At 64.0% G+C, this 22,039-nt stretch carries 21 protein-coding genes; 8 read left to right on the forward strand and 13 right to left on the reverse strand.

Features of this window, described 5'->3' with window-relative positions; translation table 11 throughout:
• Window positions 1–172: 172 nt before the first annotated feature.
• The 6 genes from AB7008_RS24355 to AB7008_RS24380 all read right to left on the reverse strand — a co-directional run bounded on the left by AB7008_RS24355 (window position 173) and on the right by AB7008_RS24380 (window position 5,383).
• Window positions 173–955, reverse strand: coding sequence for an ABC transporter ATP-binding protein (locus tag AB7008_RS24355; RefSeq protein ID WP_028151793.1), 783 nt, complete (start codon window positions 953–955; stop codon window positions 173–175).
• Complete coding sequence (locus AB7008_RS24360; RefSeq protein ID WP_304494080.1) at window positions 943–1,998, reverse strand: dihydrodipicolinate synthase family protein; 1,056 nt, start codon at window positions 1,996–1,998, stop codon at window positions 943–945. The genes AB7008_RS24355 and AB7008_RS24360 overlap by 13 nt, the downstream gene beginning before the upstream one ends.
• 6 nt (window positions 1,999–2,004) lie before the next feature.
• Complete coding sequence (locus tag AB7008_RS24365; RefSeq protein WP_304494081.1) at window positions 2,005–2,826, reverse strand: GNAT family N-acetyltransferase; 822 nt, start codon at window positions 2,824–2,826, stop codon at window positions 2,005–2,007.
• Window positions 2,813–3,850 (reverse strand): NAD-dependent epimerase/dehydratase family protein, encoded by a 1,038-nt coding sequence (locus AB7008_RS24370; protein WP_304494082.1) that lies wholly within the window; start codon window positions 3,848–3,850, stop codon window positions 2,813–2,815. Before AB7008_RS24370 ends, AB7008_RS24365 begins: the two co-directional genes overlap by 14 nt.
• Window positions 3,851–3,880: 30 nt before the next feature.
• Window positions 3,881–4,651, reverse strand: coding sequence for an ABC transporter permease (locus AB7008_RS24375; RefSeq protein ID WP_304494083.1), 771 nt, complete (start codon window positions 4,649–4,651; stop codon window positions 3,881–3,883).
• Between the two features lie 84 nt (window positions 4,652–4,735).
• Window positions 4,736–5,383 (reverse strand): TetR/AcrR family transcriptional regulator, encoded by a 648-nt coding sequence (locus tag AB7008_RS24380; protein ID WP_304494084.1) that lies wholly within the window; start codon window positions 5,381–5,383, stop codon window positions 4,736–4,738.
• A gap of 100 nt (window positions 5,384–5,483) precedes the next feature.
• On the opposite strand from AB7008_RS24380, the gene AB7008_RS24385 reads away from it, so the two are divergent.
• On the forward strand, window positions 5,484–6,500 hold the full coding sequence (locus tag AB7008_RS24385) for an ABC transporter substrate-binding protein (RefSeq protein WP_304494085.1): 1,017 nt from the start codon (window positions 5,484–5,486) through the stop codon (window positions 6,498–6,500).
• A 127-nt stretch (window positions 6,501–6,627) separates the two neighbouring features.
• Here the strand turns inward: AB7008_RS24385 and AB7008_RS24390 are convergent, their stop codons facing one another.
• The 3 genes from AB7008_RS24390 to panB all read right to left on the reverse strand — a co-directional run bounded on the left by AB7008_RS24390 (window position 6,628) and on the right by panB (window position 10,744).
• Entirely contained in the window at window positions 6,628–8,163 is a 1,536-nt protein-coding gene (locus tag AB7008_RS24390; protein ID WP_304494086.1) for a DUF1254 domain-containing protein, read from the reverse strand.
• Between the two features lie 80 nt (window positions 8,164–8,243).
• On the reverse strand, window positions 8,244–9,731 hold the full coding sequence (locus tag AB7008_RS24395) for a DUF1254 domain-containing protein (RefSeq protein ID WP_304494087.1): 1,488 nt from the start codon (window positions 9,729–9,731) through the stop codon (window positions 8,244–8,246).
• Between the two features lie 191 nt (window positions 9,732–9,922).
• The gene (gene panB / locus AB7008_RS24400) at window positions 9,923–10,744 is read right to left on the reverse strand and encodes a 3-methyl-2-oxobutanoate hydroxymethyltransferase (protein ID WP_028161166.1); all 822 of its coding nucleotides are present in this window, start codon (window positions 10,742–10,744) and stop codon (window positions 9,923–9,925) included.
• A 481-nt stretch (window positions 10,745–11,225) separates the two neighbouring features.
• Between panB and AB7008_RS24405 the strand changes: the two genes are divergently transcribed.
• The 6 genes from AB7008_RS24405 to AB7008_RS24430 all read left to right on the forward strand — a co-directional run bounded on the left by AB7008_RS24405 (window position 11,226) and on the right by AB7008_RS24430 (window position 18,389).
• A complete protein-coding gene (locus tag AB7008_RS24405) occupies window positions 11,226–14,426 on the forward strand; it encodes an autotransporter family protein (RefSeq protein ID WP_441259660.1) in 3,201 nt (1,066 codons plus the stop codon).
• Between the two features lie 196 nt (window positions 14,427–14,622).
• Window positions 14,623–15,870, forward strand: coding sequence for a cation:proton antiporter (locus tag AB7008_RS24410; protein WP_304494089.1), 1,248 nt, complete (start codon window positions 14,623–14,625; stop codon window positions 15,868–15,870).
• 307 nt (window positions 15,871–16,177) lie between these two features.
• Window positions 16,178–16,876, forward strand: a complete 699-nt coding sequence (minC, locus tag AB7008_RS24415; RefSeq protein WP_028161168.1) for a septum site-determining protein MinC — start codon at window positions 16,178–16,180, stop codon at window positions 16,874–16,876.
• A gap of 21 nt (window positions 16,877–16,897) precedes the next feature.
• A complete protein-coding gene (gene minD / locus AB7008_RS24420) occupies window positions 16,898–17,713 on the forward strand; it encodes a septum site-determining protein MinD (protein ID WP_014495658.1) in 816 nt (271 codons plus the stop codon).
• Window positions 17,710–17,991 (forward strand): cell division topological specificity factor MinE, encoded by a 282-nt coding sequence (gene minE, locus AB7008_RS24425; RefSeq protein WP_014495657.1) that lies wholly within the window; start codon window positions 17,710–17,712, stop codon window positions 17,989–17,991. Before minD ends, minE begins: the two co-directional genes overlap by 4 nt.
• 212 nt (window positions 17,992–18,203) lie before the next feature.
• The gene (locus AB7008_RS24430) at window positions 18,204–18,389 is read left to right on the forward strand and encodes a hypothetical protein (protein ID WP_028161169.1); all 186 of its coding nucleotides are present in this window, start codon (window positions 18,204–18,206) and stop codon (window positions 18,387–18,389) included.
• A 16-nt stretch (window positions 18,390–18,405) separates the two neighbouring features.
• On the opposite strand, the gene AB7008_RS24435 is transcribed toward AB7008_RS24430, so the two are convergent.
• Window positions 18,406–18,654: a hypothetical protein gene (locus AB7008_RS24435; protein WP_304494090.1), complete on the reverse strand. Its 249-nt coding sequence runs from the start codon at window positions 18,652–18,654 to the stop codon at window positions 18,406–18,408.
• 110 nt (window positions 18,655–18,764) lie between these two features.
• Window positions 18,765–19,154 (reverse strand): hypothetical protein, encoded by a 390-nt coding sequence (locus AB7008_RS24440; protein ID WP_028151781.1) that lies wholly within the window; start codon window positions 19,152–19,154, stop codon window positions 18,765–18,767.
• Between the two features lie 129 nt (window positions 19,155–19,283).
• Between AB7008_RS24440 and AB7008_RS24445 the strand changes: the two genes are divergently transcribed.
• On the forward strand, window positions 19,284–20,066 hold the full coding sequence (locus AB7008_RS24445) for an SDR family NAD(P)-dependent oxidoreductase (RefSeq protein WP_283018710.1): 783 nt from the start codon (window positions 19,284–19,286) through the stop codon (window positions 20,064–20,066).
• Between the two features lie 93 nt (window positions 20,067–20,159).
• Here the strand turns inward: AB7008_RS24445 and AB7008_RS24450 are convergent, their stop codons facing one another.
• Together AB7008_RS24450 and AB7008_RS24455 are read right to left on the reverse strand one after the other, a co-directional pair.
• Complete coding sequence (locus AB7008_RS24450) at window positions 20,160–20,390, reverse strand: DUF6894 family protein (RefSeq protein ID WP_027530842.1); 231 nt, start codon at window positions 20,388–20,390, stop codon at window positions 20,160–20,162.
• A 378-nt stretch (window positions 20,391–20,768) separates the two neighbouring features.
• Complete coding sequence (locus AB7008_RS24455) at window positions 20,769–21,815, reverse strand: hypothetical protein (protein WP_304494091.1); 1,047 nt, start codon at window positions 21,813–21,815, stop codon at window positions 20,769–20,771.
• Window positions 21,816–22,039 lie beyond the last annotated feature (224 nt).

Below are 22,039 nucleotides of genomic sequence, written 5' to 3' on the forward strand. Positions count from 1 at the left end.
GCAAAGGCGCACTTGCGCCGTGCCCACCATCTACTTGAATGGTGGGCACGCTTCGCTTTGCCCACCCTACGAGTTCTGAGCGCGTAGCCCGGATGGAGCGAAGCGTAATCCGGGGCGGTGCCGTTGAGGCGCGAGATCCCGGATTACGCTTCGCTCCATCCGGGCTACGGGCTCAAGCCGCGCCCAACCCAAGCTTGGCATAGATCCGCCGCGCATAGGCGCCGAACGCGTCGGTGGTCTTGAGCGGCAGGTCGCGCGGGAAGGGCAGGTCGATCGGGAAGTAGTCGGCCATCTTCGCCGGTCCCGCCGTCAGCACCGCGCAGTGCGAGGACAGGAACACGGCTTCCTGGATCGAGTGCGTGACGAAGATGATGGTCTTGCCGCTCTCGCGCCAGATCCGCAGCATCTCCAGATTCATCTGCTCGCGCGTCAGGGCGTCCAGCGCCCCGAACGGCTCGTCCATCAGGATCAGTTTGGGATCGTGAATGAAGGCCCGCGCGATCGCGGTGCGCTGCTGCATGCCGCCCGAGAGCTCTCGCGGATATTTCTGCTCGTAACCGGCAAGCCCGACCAGGTTGAGCAGATCGCGCGCCCGCTCGCGCGCGGCCTTGATCGGCAGGCCAACGATCTCGGCCGGCAATAGAACGTTGTCCAGGATGGTGCGCCACTTCAGCAGCAGCGCCTGCTGGAACACCATGCCGATGTCGCGGGTCGGATCGAACGGGCTTTTGGCATTGCCAATTCTGACGGTGCCGCCGTCGGCGCCGTGCAGGCCGGCCAAGATCTTCATCACCGTGGTCTTGCCGCAGCCGGAGGGGCCGACCAGCGAGACGAGCTCACCTTCCTGCACGTCCATCGTGACGTCGGACACCGCCAGGAACTCGGCGCCGCCGCTGCGATAGACCTTTCGGACGCCGCTCAGGCTGATGAAGGGCTCGGCGCTCATGCCAGCCATTTGCTCAGATTGGAGCCGACGAACGCATCGTCGCCGAGGTCGGCGTGCTCGCGATAGACGCGGTCGATCTCCTCTTTCTGGCCGGGGCTGAGGCCCTCGTTCGGGTCGAGGCACCACAGCCCCTGCATCAGGCCCTGACGCCGCAGCACTTCGTGGCAACCGGCGATGCAGCCGTGAAAATTGTTGGCGACGTCGAAGAAGGCGCTGTTGCAGTCGGTGACGCGGGCATCGAGGGCGAGCAGATCGGCCGGCACGGCCTCCTTGTGCCGCGCCGCCTTGCAGCGCTCGAACTGTTTGATGGCGCTGGCGGTCCACACCGACCAATGGCCGAGCAGGCCGCCCTTGAAATAGGTGCGCGTGGTGATGCCGTTGTCGCGCAGGTCGAACGGCAGCATCAGGTCGAGCAGGATGTGGTCGTCGTTGCCGGTGTAGAGCGCGACGCGGTCGAGCGCACCGGCCGCCGCGACGCCGCGCAGCACGTCGAGCGTGCGATAGCGGTTGAACGGCGCGATCTTGATCGCGATCACATTGTCGATCGCGGCGAAGCGCTGCCAGAACCGGCTCGACAGGATGACCCCGCCGACGGCCGGCTGGAGATAGAAGCCGACCAGCGGGATCTCGGCCGCGACCGCCGTGCAATGCGCGATGATCTCATCCTCGGAGGTGCTCTTCATCGCGGCGAGGCTGAGGAGCCCTGCGTGATAGCCGATATCGCGCGCGGTGCGGGCCTCAGCCGTTGCCTGGCTTGTTGGACCGGCGAGCCCTGCGACCATCGCCAGCGGTCGCCTGGTCCAGTTCGCCGCGGTCTCGGCGGCGAGCTCGAGCACCGGGCGATAGAGCCCGACGTCGCGGATCGCGAATTGCGTGGTGTGGACGCCGACCGCAAGGCCGCCCGAGCCGGCGTCGATGTAGTAGCGCGTCAGCGCCCGCTGATGCTTCTTGTCGAGCTGGCGCTCCGCCGTGAGCGCAAGGGGGTGCGCCGGCAGCACGGTGCCGTCGGCGATCAGCTTGCGGACGTTGCTGTTGATCTGGCTGTGGTGCATGATGTCCTATCCGAATTCAGGGCCGGCGACGGCGAATGGCGTTTCCTTGGCAGCGGTGGTGGCCAGGCCGAACCGCATGCGCTGGAACGGCCGCTCTATGGTCCAGCCCGAGGCGGTCAATCCGTCCAGGAATGCGGCTTGCGATGCGACGGCATCGATCAGAATCGGGCCGGTCTCGGAGCGCGCGATCGCATGAACCAGAGCCAGCGCTGGCGCGGCATTGTTGGCAAACAACGGCCCGATATGGCGCGCGGTTCGGCCGTCGCGAACCAGCGCGATGGCGCCATGCGCCGCGACGATGCGCGAGCCGGAGCGCAGGGCGATGGCGGAGAGGAGCGCGGTGCGGTCGATACCGGTGGCGCGCCGGTCTCGCGCCCGCAGCGCATCGATGGTCGCCGATGAAGGCGGCGGGGCTTCGGCTCGCCCGGATTTCACCAGCTTCAGCCGGCGCAATTGCAGCGTCGGCGTGAATCCGAGCGGCCCGTAGACGGCGGCGCCGTCGGGCGTCGCGTCGAGCCAGCTCGTCAGCCCGTTCTTGCGCGCGGTTTCAAGGCAGGCATCGACGAGACGGGTGGCGAGGCCGCGGCGGCGATGCGTGCCTGATACCAGCACCATGCTGATCCAGGCGTTGTTGCCGGAATAGGGCAGCAGCGCTGCGGTCGCGACCAGCCGCATGCCGTCGCGAATGCCGAACACCACGCCATCGCGCAGGAAAACGCGCCAGTCCTCCTCGGTCTGGTTCCAGTGCGCTTCCGTCGACAGCACGAGCCCTGCGATTGCGTCGTCGACGCCGAGCTTGAGGATGGGCGGACCGTCAGTAGCGTCCATCGCGCACCTCGTATTTGGTGGGCTTGCCGAGGCTTGGCATGGCGCGCGACACCCAGTCCGCGGTCCAGGCTATCAATTGCTCGGTGTCGACCACAGGCAGGCCGAACAGCTCGACAGCTTTCGACGTGTCAGTCAGCCAGGCTGTCGGCTCTTCCTTGCCTGTCAGCACCGGCGCGCGGCCGAAGCGCGCGCCGAATTTTGCTGCGAGATCCCGCACCGCCAGAATCTCGTGGCCGCTGACATTGATCGGTGAGGTCGGCGCGGTGCAATGCGCAAGGCAGCGCAGCGCCTGTGCGGACGCATCGCCCTGCCAGATGAAATTGACGTGGCCGAGACTGACATCGATCGGGGTGCCCGTGAGCACCTTTGTCGCGATGTCGTGCAGCACGCCATAGCGCATGTCGATCGCGTAATTGAGCCGGAACAGCCGGCCCGGCGTCGAAAATTTGCGCGAAAAGTACTCGAACATGCGCTCGCGGCCGACGCAGGACTGGGCGTATTCGCCGGGCGGGTTCGGCGCCATGTCCTCGGTCGCGCCTTTGCCGTCGACCGGGACAAAGGGATAGATGCAGCCGGTCGAGAACGCCACGATCCGTGACGACGGGAAGGCCTGCGCGACGAGGGCCGGCACATGCGCATTCATCGCCCAGGTCAGCGACAGGTCGCCTTCGGCGCCGAACTTGCGGCCGGCCATGAAGACGATGTTGGGTGCCTTCGGCAGGGCTTGAATCGCGCTCTCGTCCATCAGGTCGCAACTGATCGTCTCGACGCCGCGCGCGTGCAGCCAGTCCTTGACGCTAGCGTCGCTGAAGCGGGCGACGCCGATGACGCGGCGATCGGGCGCGGCGGCTTTCGCGAGCCCCGCCAGCGTCGGTCCCATCTTGCCGGCGACGCCGAGGATCATGATGTCGCCCTCGACCTTGTCGAGGTCGTCGATCAGCGCCTGGGTCGGCCGGCACAGGAGATCGTCGAGGGCTGCGATATCCGGGATCGTCTTCGGCAGCGTCTGGCGGGTGAGCAGCATGGATCGGTCCTTGTCGTTAGTTCTGCCGTTTCAAGCTTGCCTGGCGTCGCCGACCACGAACATGCGTTCGAGGGCGAGGACCAGGCCGTAGAGAGCGACGCCGAGCAGGGTCAGCAGCACGACGGCCATCACCATCGCGGGCGTGTCGAGCGACGACTGCACCTGGATCATGAGATAGCCGAGCCCGCGCTCGGAGGCGATGAACTCGCCGACAATGGCGCCGGCCACCGCGAGGATCGCGCCGACCTTCATGCCGGAGAACACGTAAGGCAGCGATCCCGGCAACTGGATCTTGCGGAACAGCGTCCAGCGCGAGCCGCGCAGCGATTTTACGAGGTCGAGCAGGTCGGGCTCGACCTCGCGCAGGCCGCGCGCGGTGGTCAGCAGGATCGGGAAGAAGCAGATGCTGAAGGCGATCAGGATGTTCGGCACGATGCCGTAGGAAAACCAGACGATGAAGAGCGGGCCGAGCGCGACCTTCGGGATCATGTTCATCGTCACGAACAGCGGCAGCAGCACGAGGCTCAGCAGCGGCGCCCAGCTGAAGATCACGGCCAGCGCGACACCGACCAACGCGCCGAGCGCGAAGCCGCCGAGGATCTCGATCGCCGTGACCAGCGTGTTGGCGCCCCAGGCATAGCTCGCGGTGCCCAGCGTCTGCACCGTCGCGAGCGGGGAGGGCAGGATGAATTTCGGCACGTGGAAGGCATCGACCGCGACCTGCCAGAGCACGAGCACGGCGAGATGCACGATCAGGATGATCGCAAGGCTGCGCGAGGTGCGTGCGCCGTCTCCGGTCACCGGTTGCTCCCTGTTGCCAGCGGCCACCTTGCCGCTGTTCGTCAGCCTAACCGGCCTTGCAGGAAGTTTCAACCAGTTGGTTGATTAGGGCCGGAGCGAATGCAGCACGAGATCGGCGACGTGCCTGCGGCGGGCGCGCCTTGCCGCCCGGCTCGACAGGTCCTTGCCGAAGATCGCCGACAGCGTCGGCGTGTTGGAGAGATAGAAATAACTGAGGCCCGCGATCGATATATAGAGCTGGATCGGATCGATCCCATTGCGGAACACGCCGGTGCGAACGCCCTCGTGGAGGATGTGGGACACGCTCTTCACCAGCGGCGAATGCATTGCCTCCAGCCGGGTCGAGCCGCGGACGTGGCGGGCGCCGCCGCGGTTCTCGTCGTTCAGGAGCACGATGAAATCGGGGTTCGTCGCGAGGTAATCGAATGATGCCTCGATCAGCTTCCGGATCGCCTTTTCCGGCGGCAGGCCTTCCAGGTTGAGCTGGCGCTCCTGCTCGCGGATATCGGCGTAGACCCATTCGAGCACAGCCAGATAGAGCGCGTCCTTGTCGCCGAAGTAGTGGTAGACGAGCTGCTTGTTGACCCCCGCGCGCTCGGCGATCTCGTCGACACGGGCGCCGGCAAAGCCGTGCCTGGCGAATTCCAGACGGGCCGCGGTGAGCAGCTTCTTGCGGGTGGCGACGGGGTCGCGCCGCTGCGGCACGGTGTCGCCTGAGCGTTTTGCGGGCATTTCCAACCAGACAGTTGACAAGTCGAGGGCGGGCTTGTTGCATTGGTATCCTCACACGGGGAGAGCGACAAGCCGGGTCGCGGCAATGAGGAGGGATGCGATGAAGCGTTTGCAGGCTGCGGGCTCGGCTTTGGTTTTGGCCCTGGCGCTCGGTGTACCGGCGGTGCCGGCGAGCGCGGGCGAGGCGGTCAACCTGATCCTGAACTGGACGCCGACGGCCGACCATTCGCCGTTCTATTACGCCAAGGCGCAGGGCTGGTTCGAGAAAGCGGGCATCGACCTGACCATCGAGGTCGGCAAGGGCTCCGGTGTCTCCGCCGCCAAGGTCGGCTCCGGCGGCTCGCCGTTCGGCATCGCCGATCTCGCCACCATGCTGGTCGCCAAGGGCAAGGGCGCCGACGACGTCGCGCTGATGAGCATCTACGCCAACACCGGCCAGACGTTTTATTGGCTGAAGAGCTACGGCGTGAATGGCGTCAAGGATTTTCCAAGCCACAAGATCGGCAACCCGCCCGGCGACGCCTCGCGCGTGATGTGGCCGGCCTTTGCCAAGGCCGCAGGCATCGCGCCTGATGCCGTCAGCTTCGTCAATATCGGGCCGACCGCGAAGATCGCGGCGCTGAAGAGCCATACCGTCGACATCATCAGTGACTTCTACAACGAGCACGATCTCAAGGTGATCGAGTTCGGGCCCGACCTCGGCTTCGTCAACTGGAAGGACATCGGGCTCAACCCCTACGGCAACTCGCTGATCGTCAACGGTGCCTATCTCCAGAAGAACCCGAAGCTGGTCGAGGAGTTCGTCCGCATCTCGCAAAAGGCCTTTGCGGCCTGCGTCGCCGACGTCACGCCATGCCTGAAGGCGCTGCTCGACCAGGTCTCCGGTCTCGACAAGGAGAACCAGGAACGCCAGTGGGAGCGCATCAAGTATCTGATGACCGACGAGTTCACGACCACCAAGGGGCTCGGCTGGATCGACGGCGAGCGGATGAAGAAGGACTATGAGCTGGTCCAGACCTATCTCGGCATGGAGAAGCCGTTCGACGTGACCACGGCGTTCACGACCAAGATGCTGGATCCCGCCGTCAAGATGGATGCGAGCAAGGTCAAGAAGTAGGACCCGTAGCCCGGATGGAGCCCACGGGTCGGCGCGAAGCGCCGCCCGGTGACGGGCGCCGCGAAATCCGGAACGGTGCATCCGACAGGGCTCCCGGATTGCGCTTCGCCCCATCCGGGCTAAGGTTTCACGCTACCTTCTTGATGGCCGGCGGCGTCCACGAACTATTGAGAATGCCTTCCTTGCCCCAATAGGCGCGAATGTAGAGCGAGAAATGCCCATCCGGCGCCGGCAGCCAGTTCGTCTGCTTGTCGCCTCCGGGGGACTTCGCGCCCGCGTACAGCGTGAGCGAACCGTCGGCGTTGCGCTTCAAGTTTTTGTTCTTGGTGCCGAGCGAGTAGCGCTTGAGATCATTGGCGTGGAACAAATGCTTGTCGTTGTAGAGGGTCAGCGACCAGAAGCCGTTGACCGGCGGCTCCTCGCCCTTGGCAAACGTGATCTCATAGCTCTTGCCGCCGTTGAGCTCCGCGCCCGCGCCGTCGTTGTCGGTGTAGAAGTACTGCGTCTCGGTCGGCCTGTTGTCGAACATGTTCGACTTCGCCGTGCCGGTCCGGTTGAAATAGTCGAGCCCGAACTGCGCGTTGTTGGTCGAGCGATTCCAGCCATTGCCGGCTGGACGGCCATTGTGCTTCCACTGGAAGAATTGCTTGATGACCTTCTCTTCGGTGTCGACGGCCGTCGCGACCAGCACCTTCTTCAGCTCGGGGTCCCTGGCGGCGGCATCGAGCAACAAGCGGAACTGCCCGTACAGGGCCTCCTCGCCCGGCAATGGGTCGACGATATCGATTGCCTCTCCGAACTGGTCGAAGAACTTCTCGGGGATCACCCATTTCGTTTCTTCACCGTCCGATTTCGGCCCCTGAATGTCCGGCACCTTGGCCCAGTCGATGGTCTTCATCTTGCCGGTGAAGTCCTTGAGCGGATAGACGACGACCTGATTGATGACCTGCTGGATGGCCTTCTTGTCCTCAGGCGTGTCGTCCTGAAAAATGCGCGGAATGGCGTTCGCCAGCGACGTCGAGCAACGGATGATTTCCGTGATGCCTGACGGCTTGAGCCCTTTCCAGTTCGGACCGGCGAGCAGATAAAATCCCGGCCTCGACCCGTAGGGCTTGCCGAGTTCGCCGAACTGATCGGTGCGTGCATCGTAGAGGGCGTAGACCCAGAAGCGCTCGCCGAAATCCGGCACCTGGACGACCACCGGTTCTTCGTCGAGCGAGAAGAAGCCGAGCCCGTAGACCACGTCCTGGTTGGGGCAAGTGACGAAGGTCTGCGACGGCTCGATGTAGTCGTCGAGCATGGCGATCTGGCCCCGCGGCGCGGCCGGCAGCATGCCGTTGAGATGGCCGGGATGCCGGGCCTGCGTAATCGCGGCCCTGCGGTTGATCATGTTGATCATCGGCCAGCCCCAGATGTACGCCATCTGCGCGATCGCCTTCGCATAGTCGGGGAACATCACGATTCCGGTTGCGGGCTCCGTCACGGCGTTGGTTGGGGCCGGAGCCTGCCGAGCTTGGGCCGTCGTCGAGACGGCGACCGTCGCGGTCGAGATCGCGAGCGGGGCAGCCGCCCTGGTGGCCAGCGCGGCAAGCGATGCGGCACCGACGCCGCTCTTCAGCGCATCGCGACGGGTGGTGGCAAGATCGTTGCTCGACGTCGTCATAGCGCACTCCCTTTTTTGCTGTTGCGAAAACCTCGGTGGCCGAGGTTGCGACCCAGCGCGCGCCGTGACGTCGCGCGATCTCACTTCACCTTGACGACGTCGTCGGGCTTCCAGGTCTGGTCGTAGAACTCGACCCCGGTGCCGTAGAGCCGTAACGCAACGAGGAAATTTCGAGCGCTGACGGTCTGGATGAAGTTCGACGCCGGCGCGTCAGCGGGCTTTTCCGTCGCGAACCACAGGTCGATCGAGCCATCGCTGTTGGTCGCCACCTTGTTGTAGCCGTTGATCGACGGCATCAGCTGTGGCGCCTCGACCATGGTGCCGTCGGTGATGTTGTAGGCGGTCACGGCCCAGAACAATGCGGCCGGCGGGTTCGGCGGCAGATGCAGTTTATAGGTGTTCGACCCGTTCAGGAATTCGCCATTCGCGTCCCTGACCGCGAACGGGTATTTGGAGCCGCTGTTGATCGTCCGCATCACCATCGCCGAGGCTGTCGAATAGGCGATCTGGAAGTAGCTCGCTCGCTGCGCCACATCGAGATAGCCGTCCTGGAGCCATTCGGCGGTGCCGCCTGCCCAGGTGTTCAGATATTGCCGGTCGTTGTAGTAGAGATCGCGTTTGTCCGGCCGGCCAAGCTGGCGCTGCGCCATGATCATCTTCGGCGCCGTCGTGACGGCCCTTTGCAGCAGCTCCTGCTCCTTCGCGGTCGGATTGAACGGCTGCCCCTTGATGATGCCGATCGCAGCCAGCGTGCCGCGCGACTCCGGATCGATCGCCGAGGCCGGCTCATAATCCACGAACGCCTTGAGCTTGGTCCAGTACGTATTGTCGACCGGATACATCATGTTGATGCGCTTGCCGCTGGCGTCGGGAAATTGCATCGGCTTGACGTTCTTTTCCGGGGTCCACAGCGGGTAGACGCGCGTCTGTTCGGCAAGCGCTACTGCGGGTTTCGGATCCGGCCCGTTGTCGCCCTTCGCCATAAGGGTGCGGAAGAACAGGAACACGTTGTTGGTCTTCGACTTGAATGCGAAGTAGCCCTGCGGAATTTCGCCTTCATAATCCGGCGGCAGCAAGAGATAGAGGCCGCCCCGCGCGCGATCGGGGCCAACCGCGCCGACGTCGGTGAGAGTGCGCTGGAAGAAATCGGTGAACATGCCGATGACGTTGGGCGGCGCGGCGACGACCAGCGGGCCGGTCTCCTTGAGATCGAGATAGCTCATGGAATAGATGACGTCGGCATTAGGTGTTGGCACCCAGGTCCGCGCATCCATCCGCTGTTTCCAGATCGGCAGCACATTGTAGCCCTTGCCGAACATCGCCTCCGATCCATCGCGCATGCCGATCGTGTTGAGAGCGGGCAGCATGCTCATGTAAACCTGCACGGCGCGCTGATAATACAGCTCGTCGCGCATCGCCTCGGCTTCGCTTTGCGAGAGCCAGTTGCCGTTGTTGATCTGATTGACGAGGGGAGGCGCTTTGGAGTCCTGGCCGTAGCCGGGACTTGTCGATGTGATGATGGTGAGGAGGGTTGAGGCCACGATGGAGGTCGCGGGCATCTTCGGCATCGTTTTCTCTCCGCAACAGCCGACTGTTCTGCGTCACGCGGGCATCACGCGCGCAGCGGTAAGAGCTTGCAGTGAGAGTACAACGATACCGCGAGGCCGGCTATGCAGTTTGTGCCAGAACGCGTGAGGTCGTTGCGCTGCGATTTCAAGTGGCGTGTCGCGAGCCGCCCTCGACCGCTTGCCGCGGATCGTCAGCTTTTCTTCATCTCGTAGACGTGCTCGGGTCCGGGAAAGGCGCGTGACCGCACGTCGGTGGCATAGCCTTCGATCGCCGCTTCGATGGCCGGACCAAGATTGCCGTAGCGCCGGACGAATTTCGGGGTTCGTGGCGACAGCCCGAGCATGTCCTCGAGCACGAGCACCTGGCCGTCGCAGGCAGCACTCGCACCGATGCCGATGGTGGGGATCGCAATCGTCTCGGTAATCCTGCGCGCCAACGGTTCGGCCACGGCTTCGACGACGACCGAGAATGCACCGGCATCGGCGACGGCCTTCGCATCGTCCTCGATCGGGCCCCAGTCCATCTCGTTGCGCCCCTGGGCACGAAACGAACCGAGCGTGTTGATGGATTGCGGCGTGAGGCCGACATGACCCATCACCGGGATGCCGCGCCCAGACAGGAATGCAATCGTCTCCGCCATGCGAACGCCGCCTTCGAGCTTCACCGCGCCGCATTGCGTCTCCTTCATGATCCGCACCGCGGAGTTGAACGCCTGCTCCCTGGAGGCTTCATACGAGCCGAACGGCATGTCGACCACGACCAGCGCCTGCTTCGAGCCGCGCATCACCGCGGCGCCCTGGAGGATCATCATGTCGAGCGTAACCGGCACCGTCGTCTCGAAGCCGTGCATGACGTTGCCAAGGGAATCGCCGACCAGGATGACGTCGCAATGCCGATCCACCAGTGCGGCCGTATGCGCGTGATAGGACGTCAGCATCACGATCGGCTCGCCCCGCTTGCGTGCACGGATGTCCGGCGCGGTCTTGCGCCTGATGGAAGACTGAATTGACATGATCGGCTCCGTTCACGGGGGAGGCAGATCGAAACCAGATGTCACCACCGTGTCAATCCGGATGATCGGTCCCGCGATCAAAATGGGCGGCGTGAGGTGAGGGGCAGGGGGCGCACGCCGCCTCTACGGCGTCATTGCGAGTGTAGCGAAGCAATCCAGAGTCCTTCCGTGGAGGCGGGCTGGATTGCTTTACTGCGCTCGCAAGGACGACGATGAAGCAGCGGCTGCTCCGCCGGCAGCCAAAGCTGTGATTGGCACAATCTGCATATTCGGGAACATTCGTGTGTCTTGCGTGCAGCAGCGCGCAGCGAACTGCAACCCTGTTTGCCATCGCCACAATCGTGGCGCTCTCCATCACAATAGTCGCGATGATGATTCACGATCCTAATTGTAGCGATCTTTAAGCGCACGCCAGAACGGCGCGGCCTCGTCTTTCGATTTGTCAGCATTGAAGACTGGCATTCCTGAAGGGAGCAGCGCGATGGACGGCGTGTGCAATCGGATTCCCGCATTTCTGGACTTAGGCTTTGCCCAGACCCGTCGTTATCCGCGCCGTAACAGCATCGCTCACAACAGCTGCCTTCTCGCCGCGCTGTTGTTGGTCGGGTTCGGGATCGCGATTGACGCCGCCTCGGCGCAATCATGCGCGGTTGCGCCGAATTCCACCGTGACGCTCGCCACCGGAACCTGCACCATCAATCCGGGCGCCACGCTGACCGGTTCGCCCGCCGTTCACGCCAGCACGAGCGCCGGGATCACCACCAACAACGTCACCATCAATCCCAACAACGGGGGCAGCATCGGCGCGCTGGCCGATACCAACGGCACGATAATCTTCAGCACCGGATCCAGCATCAATGGCAACTGGAGTATCGCGGCTGAGGCGCTAAGTGGTGGCCATGTTATCTTTCAGGCTGGCGCCGCCATCAAGCCGGCATTTGGTGGCGGTGGGATAGCGCTGCTGGCGGATGGCGCAGGTTCGGATATCCAGGCGACCGGAATGACCGTCAATCTCAACGGCTCCGGAAACAACGTCGCCGCGCGGGCGACCAACACGGGCCGGATCATCCTATCGAATGACACAATCAGCTACGCGGCCGGTGGTGGCGGCAACACGGCTCTTTGGGCCACCGGCGTCGGCAGCCAGGTCACATCGACGGGCACTACGATCTCTATGCCGGGCGGCGGAGGCAATGATGTCGGTGCAAAGGCAGATGGCGCCGGCACGGTCGCGCTGAGCGGGGGCGCGGTCACCGTGCAGGGCAATGGTGGCGGCGAGACCGGCCTGTTTGCGCAATCCGCGGGAAGCACGATCACGGCAACCAACGTCGCCGTCACGGTCTCCGGCGCCGGCGGAGATGTCGGCGCAAAGGCGTTGGGCGGCGCGACCGTCACGTTGAGTGGCGGCAGCGTCGCAGCGACGGGCACGAGCGGCGGCGAGATCGGCTTGCAGGCGAGCGGCGGCGGCAGCGCGATCAGCGTGACCGATGTGACCGTCACCGTCCCCGGCAGCGGCAATGGGACAGGCGCCCAGGCCGCATCCGCCGGAACGATCACGCTGCTGCGCGGTAGCGTCAGCACGGGCGCCAGCTCAGCCATTGCGCTCCAGGCAACCGGCGCCGGCAGCTCGATTTCGGCCGAGGAGACCGCCATCAGCACCAGCGGCGGCAATGCCAACGGCGTACAGGCGGACAGCGCCGGCAGCGTCGGGCTCCGAAACCTGACTGTCAAAACCACCGGTGCGTCGGCGATTGGCCTGCTGGCCACAGGAGCCGGCTCATCGATCAACGCCTTAGGCGTCGATGTCACCACGACGGGTTCGGCCGCTCATGCTGCGGCGGTGACGGGCGGCGGTACATTGTCCGTCACCGGCAATCTGACAGCGAATGGCGCCGGCGCGAACGCTCTCAACGTCAGCGGTGGAGATGCGACCGTGGGTGCGATTATGACAAGTCCAAACGGTGCCTCGATCGCTGCCCCCGGCGGCACGAGCAATGTCAGCCTGACCGGCTCTGAAGCTATCGTGAACAATGGGCAATGGCTGAACGTCAGCGGCGGTGCCACGCTCAACCTGGCTGCGGTGGCGTCGATCCTGCGGGGCGTCGCGCTCACGGATGCCGGTAGCACCTCCAACGTGACGCTCCGTGATGGTTCGCTCTGGACCATGACAGGTAATTCGAATGTCACCAATCTGATCCATGTCTCGAGCGAGATCCAGTTCACGCCGCCTTCCGGCGATCCGACATTGCTGTCGAGCTACAAGACACTCACGGCGGTGAATTATTTCGGTCAAAGCAGCACGATCGCGATGAACGCGTTCCTTGGGACCGACGGCTCACCCTCAGACAGGCTCGTGATCGATGGCGGCACCGCGAGCGGCAACACCTTTCTGAGAATTGCCAACACCACCGGCGCCGGTGCGCTCACCACGGGCAACGGCATTCTCGTGGTGGACGCCATCAACGGCGCGACCACGACGGCGAGCGCTTTCAGCTTGTCGCGGCCGGTTGTGGCGGGGCCCTTTGAATACACCCTGTTCCGGTCCAGCGTGGATGCCAGCAATCCTCAGGCTTGGTATCTGCGCTCGACACTCGACTGCGTCGCTCATCCCAATCTGCCCAGATGCGGAGGCGGAGGCGGCGGAGGTGGAGGCGGCGGAGGCGGAGGCGGAGGTGGGGGCGGCGGCGGCGACGACATTCCCGACTATCGGGAGGAGACATCGCTCTACGCAGCGCTGCCGTCGATGGCGCTTCTGTATGGTCGCAATCTCATCGACTCCTTGCATGAACGCGTGGGCGAAGAAGAGGATTCACGCTTCCGCTCCAATCCGGAGAACGCGAAAGTCGGATGGGGCCGCATCATCGGCGTCAACGGCGTGCAGCAGGGCGACGGTCTCGGTGTGCTCGGTGGTTCTGCCGGTCCACGCATTGCCTACAGTTTCGCTGCGTTGCAGGCGGGCATGGATGTCTACCGGCACGATGCTCCGGATGGCTCGCGGGATCAGGCGGGCGCTTACTTCGCGATCGGTGGGGCGAAGGGACGGGTTGCGCATTTCGATGGCCAGATCGGTGACAGCGATTTTGCTGCCTATACGCTCGGCGGATACTGGACGCATTTCGGACCGACCGGTTGGTACATCGACGCGGTCCTGCAGGGCACATTCTACGACATGAGGAGCTCGGCAGATCGCGGCATCCCCGCGTTCAAGACCGGCGCCCAGGGCGCGGCGGCCTCGATCGAGGGTGGATATCCATTCAAGTTCGCGGGCGGATATTTCATCGAGCCGCAAGCACAGCTGGTCTATCAGAACATCCACGTCAACGACTCCAGCGATATCGCGGCGCAGATACGCTTTTCGAATGTGGATTCGCTCGCGGCCCGGATCGGTGCCCGGTTTGGCCGGACCTGGGCCCTCGACGACAGCGTGCGCACGATCACGGCCTGGATACGCCCGAACCTCTGGAACGAATTTCGCGGCAATCCGACAACCTTGTTCTCGTCGGAGGCCGGCTTCGTTCCGTTTCACGCCGATCTCGGCGGCTTGTGGGGAGAGGTCAACGTCGGGATCAGCGGGCAGGTGACGTCGACAACGACGGTATATGCCAATGCGTCATATCAGAGCCGGTTTGACGGTGGCGGCTTCGCCTACGACGGGAAGGTGGGGGTGAGGGTCAATTGGTAATGCCTGCTTGGCCCATCGCGGCCGGGCGGGTTAACGGCCGAGACCAACGAAGACGCGACGACCCAGCCCTCATTCTGCCCTCGGCAATCTTTTTGCGCGGATCAGAGATCGCAAGGCGAAATTGGCCGGTTCCATCCCATCGGAAATGCCTCTACCATCAGCGCAGAAAGAGGATCTGACGCCGAGGGGGGGTGGGTTGGAATTCTTTTCCCATTTGCCGATTTTGACGTCTTTCGCGCTGACGTTGATTCTCACGCTGGTGCTTCCCAATCTTATGGAACGCCTGCATCTTCCGCGTCCGGTCGGATATATCCTCGCGGGTGTCCTTCTCGGCCCGAACGTGCTTTCGGTCCTTAATCCAGACGGAAAGGTCGTCAGCTTCTTCGCAGAGCTCGGCAAGCTCCTGCTGATGTTCTTCGCCGGCTTCGAGGTGAATTTCACGCAGTTTCAACGAGCCCGAAACAAGGCTGCGACCTTCGGCTTCCTCACTTTCGCCTGTCCCTTCATTTTCGCGATCGGTATCGCGGCAGCGGTCGGCTACTCCGCCAATGCATGCGCGGTCGTTGGCGCTATTCTCGCCTCCCACACGCTGCTTGGGCTGCCGATCGTCAAGGATAAGGGGTTGATGGGTCTTGAGGCGACCGTCGTGACGGTGGGAGCGACGCTCTTCACCGACATGTTGTCGATCCTGGTGCTTGCGATCTGCGTGCCGATCCACGTCCAGGGCTTTGAACCCGTCGGCGTTATGAAGACGATTGCGTGGCTTGTGATCTACGTACCCGCGGTCCTTTTCGGACTAAGCTGGCTCGTCGAGCGCCTGCTGAATACCTTCGGGACAAGCCGCGTTTCCGGCGCGTTGATTATGCTTGTGACGATGGCGGTCTCCGCGCAGGTCGCGGAATGGATCGGCATGGAGGGCATCATCGGCGCTTTTCTCGCAGGCGTGAGCTTGAAGCGAGCATTCGGGGAGTTGGATCACGACGAATCGCTCGAAGTCATGAGCCAGGCCTTGTTCATTCCGGTCTTCTTCATTGCCGCCGGCTTCCTGGTCGACTTCAAGGTCTTTTTTAACACGTTGAGCCACCATTCCTTGCTCGTGCTTGGCGTGCTCGTTGCCCTGTTCGGTGGGAAATGGCTTGCTGCCGAGGCCGCAGGCCGGTGGCTCGGGTATGGTCACTCAGAGCGGGAACTGATGTTCGCGTTGACTATCCCCCAGGTGGCCGCCACGCTCGCGGTCGCGCTCGTGGCGTACGCGACGGTGAACGCGTCCGGCCAACGGCTAATCGATCAAGCCATGCTGAACGCCACCGTGGTCCTGGTGATCGCCTCCTCGTTACTCGGCTTAATACTGACCGAGCGCGCCGCCCGGCTCGTCAAGCAGAAGCAGGCCGAAGCGCCACTCCGATCTGCCGGCTTTGCCGATGCTCCACCAGGAGCCGAATAGTGTCGCGTTTCAGCCACGCCACTCATGTCTGTCGATTGCAGTGAGCTCCTTGTTCGATATCTCCGCGAGAAGTCGCCACGACGGTATCGATGAAGTAGCAGGCCTTTCCTGCGCACCTTTCGAGGCCTTCCCTGAGGTACGTTGCGCTCCATGGCTTGCGCCCGCGGATGACCGCCGAGTTGGGGCGAGGGCCATATTGGCGACGGACTGGTCTACCACCTCGCGTAGCCCACGAAGAAATTAACTGGCCGTTAACCAAATCCGCCGCATCGTTAACCATTCAATAACGGGGAACGAGTCGGCCGCTATGGAGGCTGCAGCAAAAGTCCAACGCCAAATGGTTCGCCTGCGCGGGCGCTCCTACGTGGCCTTCGTGTTCGTGCCGACGGTTCCGATCCAGGACTGGCTGCAGGAGATCGACGCCACGATCGCGCGCTCGCCGGGCTTCTTCGCCGGTCGGCCTGTGGTGATCGATCTGTCCTCGGTCGATCTCAGCCAGTCCGGCATCGGCCATCTGCTCAGCAGCCTTCACGACCGGGGCATCCGAGTGCTCGGGATCGAGGGGGTGGAGGAGGGCCGGCTGACGCCGACCATGCCGCCGCTGCTCTCAGGCGGGCGCAGCTGCGTGGTCGAGCCGAGCGCGCCGAAGAAGGCCGAGGCGAAGGCCGTAACCAAGCCGACCTCGCTCCTGCTCGACAGCCCGGTGCGCTCGGGCCAGACCGTGATCTTCCCGGAGGGCGACGTCACCATTCTGGGCTCGGTCGGCTCCGGCGCCGAAGTCGTCGCCGGCGGTTCCATCCACATCTACGGCGCGCTCCGCGGCCGTGCCATGGCGGGGGTCAACGGGCACACGAGCGCCCGCATCTATTGTCAGAAGATCGAGGCTGAACTGCTTGCAATTGATGGGTTTTACCAGACTGCGGACGACATTGACGCCGCCTTGCGCGGCAAGCCGGCGCAGGCCTGGCTGCAGGGGAATACCATGCGAATTACAGCACTGAACTGACCAGCAAAGGAGACATTTCAGATGAGTAAGGTACTGGTCGTGACATCAGGCAAGGGCGGGGTCGGCAAGACCACGACGACCGCTGCGCTGGGGGCTGCGCTGGCGCAGCGCGGGGACAAGGTCGTCGTCGTCGACTTCGACGTCGGCCTGCGCAACCTCGACCTCGTCATGGGCGCCGAACGCCGCGTGGTGTTCGATCTCATCAACGTAGTGCAGGGCGTCGCAAAGCTGCCTCAGGCGCTGATCCGCGACAAGCGGCTGGAGAATCTCTGGCTGCTGCCGGCCTCGCAAACCCGCGACAAGGACGCACTGACGGAAGAGGGCGTCGGCAAGGTCATCGACGATTTGCGCGACCGCTTCGACTGGGTGATCTGCGACAGCCCGGCCGGCATCGAGCGCGGCGCCTCGATGGCAATGCGCTTTGCCGACGAGGCTGTGATCGTCACCAATCCGGAAGTCTCCTCGGTGCGCGATTCCGACCGCATCATCGGCATGCTCGATTCGAAGACGGTGCGGGCCGAGAAAGGCGAGCACGTCCAGAAGCACATTCTCATCACCCGCTACGATGCCTCGCGCGCCGCGCGCGGCGAGATGCTGACCATCGACGACATCCTCGAGATCCTTGCCACGCCCTTGCTCGGCATCATCCCCGAAAGCCAGGATGTGTTGAAGGCCTCCAATGTCGGCACGCCGGTGACGCTGTCGAACGCGGATGGAGCGCCGGCGCGGGCCTATATGGACGCGGCGCGGCGGCTGTTCGGCGACACCGTGCCGATGCAGGTTCCGGCCGAGCGCAGGCGCTTCATGGATCGTCTGCTGCGACGGAGGGCTGCATGAGCATGGGTCTGCTTCGGCTTCTCCGCGGCAAGAAGGCCACTGCCCCGGTCGCTCGCGAACGGCTGCAGATCCTGCTTGCCCATGAACGCGGATTGCGCGGCCAGCCCGATCTGCTCGGCGTGCTGCGTGAGGAAATTCTTGCTGTCGTGTCCAGGCACGTCACGCTGGACCCGACCAAGGTCATCGTCCGGCTCGAGCGCGGCGACGAGGTATCGACCCTGGAGGTCGATATCGAGGTGCCGAACGATATCGAGCGCAAGCGCGCGGCGGTCGGGTAGGGGATCCGGCCGGTACACCGCAAATTTGGGGTGGGTGAGAAGGCGGTCCGCTGGGCATAGCGGACCGCCTTTGTCTTGCTTGCTCGTCACGTCAAATTCCAGGCCTGCCGATGTGATCGATCGCGGGCGGAACGGGACCTGCGGCGAAATCGTTGTCAGAGGCCGCGGCGCGCCAAGCCAGGCGCCGCGGTTTCCTGCACAGGAGAGCGCCAATGATATCCGAGATCCAGGTCCACACCATCGCGCGTCAGATGCTGGAAAAACATGGTTTCGCTGCGATTGCGAAGGCCGCCGAGCAGGCACAGGCCTGTGAGGGCCGCGGCGAGGCCGATGAGGCCAAGGAGTGGCGTCACATCGAGGACGCCATGAAGATCATCCGCGGCCCGCACCAGAGCTGATCCGCGGCCAGCGCGCTCAGCGCTCCCCGCGGTCGGCGTCCGGCTGCGGAGTGCGATTTTGTGTCTGCGGCTGGGGACGCTCGCCTGTCTCTTTGCACGGCAGCGGTTCCCACGAACCGTCGGGCGCCTGCTGGTAGGCACTACAGGATGACGAGGTGGATTTTTCCTCGCCTTTCTGGGCATCGGAATTCTTCGCCAAAGCGGGCGCGGTCAGCACCGTGGCGGCCGCAAATGCGCTGGCGAAAACGAAATGGATACTCCGCATGTGGGCTCTCCTGTTCGAATTCGAAGACGCCGCATGGTGTCGAGGATTATGACGATAGTTAGCCGCCGCGACGGTTCCGCCGCCGCGTGCTTAACGCCGCAAGAGAGCGCCTAGCCGCCCTTGCTGCGGATCAGGCCGGCGAGGTTGGTCTTCTGGGCCTCGCACCAGCCGGGCATGCCGAGGCGGCGCTGGTCCATGTCGGTCGCCTGCGTCGCGACCGCGACCTCGGCCATCAAATCGTCGTCCTGCTTCTCGCCCATCTTGCCGCCGGTGTGCATCCAGGCGATAGCCTTGCGCACCTTCTCGGTGGTGCCGTCCGGCAGCTGCATCTGCTGCGCCTTCTGCACGAGGTCCTGATAGACAAGATCGGTGTTCGGGCATTCGACCCTGGCCGCGAAGGCCTGCAAGACCATCGTCACATAGGTCGAGCGCGGATGGTCCGCGGCCTGGGCCGGCGCGGCGAGCAGTAACAGACCTGCGATCAGGAAACCGGTGCGCATTCTTGGTATCTCCTCCGTTTTTTGGGGAGGCTAGCGTCCGGCAAGCCACTCCGCAATGGTGTCGGGACGTATTTGTCGCTCCCCGGTGCGGTGCGCTATCGTCACCCCGTCCTGGCCACGGAGAGCGACATGAGCCTGTTGAGCACGCCGTTCGACCCCGCACGCGACACGGCCCTCGTCACCGGCGCAGGCAACGGCATCGGCCGCGCAATTGCGCAGGCGCTGGTCGGCGAGGGCGTTCGGACCGTGTTCGCCGATGTCAGCCTGGAACGGGTGAGCGCGGCGATCAGCGCGAGCGGCAGGCCTGAACTGGCGGTGCCGTGGGTCGGCGATCTCGCCAGGTCAGATGCTTGCGATGCCCTGCTGGCCGCCGCGGAGGCACTCGGCGAGGTCTCGCATTTCGTGCACAGCGCATCGCCGCCGCGGCGTGAGGCCGATCATGCGCTCGCGGTCGACCGCAAGACCTGGCAGGAGATGCATGCCGTCAATCTCGATGCCGGATTCCATCTGGCGCGCGGGCTGGCAAAACGGCTGATCGCGGCGAAACGGCCCGGCTCGTTCCTATTTCTCACCTCGCTGCACGCGGGCACGCCGCGCAACCTGCCGCATTATTCGACGGCGAAGGCCGGGATGGCGATGCTGGTGAAGGAGCTCGCGAAGACGCTCGGGCGCCACGACATCCGCGTCAACGCGCTGGTGCCCGGCGCGATCGCGGCGGGCGGGTTCGTTGCCGATGCCTCGCTGGCGAAGCACATTCCACTCGGGCGTCTCGGCGAGGCCAAGGACCTCGCGCCGATGGCGCTTGCTGTGCTGTCGAACAAGCTCTCGGGTTACGTCACCGGCGCAGCCTTCGTCGTCGACGGCGGATTGTCACTGACGAACTGGTTCGAGCCGCCGGTGCTGGACGACTAAGGCCCCGTTCCGACGACTCGGAACAGTGCTTTTGAGTCGCGGTTCGACGCGCTTTACGCGAACCGGTTTCCAAATCGCTCGAAACGCCGTGGCCTAGCGTCGCCAGGCCGGTACGGGATCGAGCGGCGTGCGATAGACCTCGTTGTGATCGCGATCGGTGACCCGCACCGCGCAACCCTTCCGTTGCAGCTCCGGCTTCACCTGCGACAGCTCGGTAGCCAATTGAACGGCGCGATCGGAAGCGACCTCGATGTCTTCGAGGATGATTCCACCCTGGTTCTTGAACTCTTCACCAACCACGAGATCGAAGGAATAGTAAGGCATTCGAATTCTCCGGTATGACGACGTGAGCTTCGGCGGAAGTCTCATCACATGTCGGATGATATCACTGAGTCGATATCTATCGAATGAACGGGCCGCGTAATCTCTGTGCTTATGGCGCAGAAATCATGTGCAGCATTCGCTCGCGTTAAGATTTTATTAAATATGTCGACGTGATCATAAGGCATGGAATTGCAGCAGAACCGGGCTCCGGGAACCGGCAGCTGCAAGAGAAGGCCGGCGGCATAAATCCCGACGGCCTTTTCTCTTGACGGAAGACGATCGAAATATCGGTCTCCGTAATTACCCGGACTCAACGCGTCGTATCGACTCGGACAGCTTGGGCGACGTCGCGACGGCGACGCTGCGCCCGCGCCTGGTCTAGCGCAGCGGCATCGGCGGACGCACGACAGGTCCGTCGTCATCGGCAACGGCTTGCGTCGTGGCGACCGGTGCTGCTGTCGGTGCGGCCGCGGCAGCCTGCGAAGGTGCAGGCGGCGCGGGCGAATAGGCCGGCATGTAGGTTTGCGACACGACCGGCTTCGGCTTGCGAACCGGAGGCGCCGGAGATCGCGGCGGGAGCGTGGACACACGCGCGCGCGGATCGACCGGCTTGGCCTCAGCCACCGGCTTTGGCGCGGGCGGTTTCGCCATCTCGCGCGCCATCTGCTCCTGCCCGGCCTTCAGCTCGGCGATGTTGGCCTTGAGCGCTTCGATCTGCTGCGCCATCGCTGCGAGATCGCGCGTCATCGATTGGACCGCGGGATCGGGCTGCGTTGCGACGGGCGCGGCTGCTGCAACCGGCGCGGCTGTTGCAACCTGAACCGCAGGCGGCGTCGCAGGTTGAGCAGATTGATCTGCCGCTTGATCCGTTGCGGCTGGCTCCGCGGGCGGCGCGGCCTGCGCGGTCGTGACCGGCGCGGCGGTCACCGGTGCCGCCGTTCGCGATGTCGAAGGCAGCAGCGAGGTCAACGCGGTCAATGCAGGTGTCCATTCGGCAAGCATCTGCCTGGCCGTGTCGCCATGTTTCTCCCAGGCGACAGTGGCGGCCGCGCTTCCGCCCGCAAACAAGATCATGACGAACGCGCCGCGCAGCCATTTGCCGGCGGAGGATCGCTTCTGCCGGTTGTGACCATCGCTGGCGGCGACGCGCACGGCGGTGTCAACCGAGGGCGCTGCCGTCTGCGGCTCCAGGACGGGACTGAATTTCGGCTCCGGATTGATGGTGCGCTCCGGCGCGAATTTCGGATCTATTTTCGGCTCTGGACGGGTTGCGATCTCAGGGGCCAACGCGGGCGCACCACTGATGGGGCGCGAAGCCAGCACCATGTCGGGTGAAATCTGAATGGCGTCGTGCGGATCGTTGTCCTTGACCGTGTCCTTCACGATCTCATCGACGATTTGCCTAGAGTTCAGCGTCGCGAGCATCGCAGCTCCTTTGAAATGCGAGTGTTTAATGTATGGGCGTCCGCATTGGCGCGAGCCGATCTGTCGAGGTGACCCCATCCCAAATCCGATGAGTCCGCACGATGACCCACGAGTCCAGCCGGGTTTGACCAAAGCAAGGCGAGGGGATGGAGACTGTGCGACGCTTCTCCGCCGTTTGTGGTGATGGAACCAGGCTGGCCGAACACGTGCACGTGTTCCGCTTT

Source organism: Bradyrhizobium sp. 521_C7_N1_3, assembly GCF_052075975.1.
Classification (GTDB): Bacteria; Pseudomonadota; Alphaproteobacteria; order Rhizobiales; family Xanthobacteraceae; genus Bradyrhizobium; species Bradyrhizobium japonicum.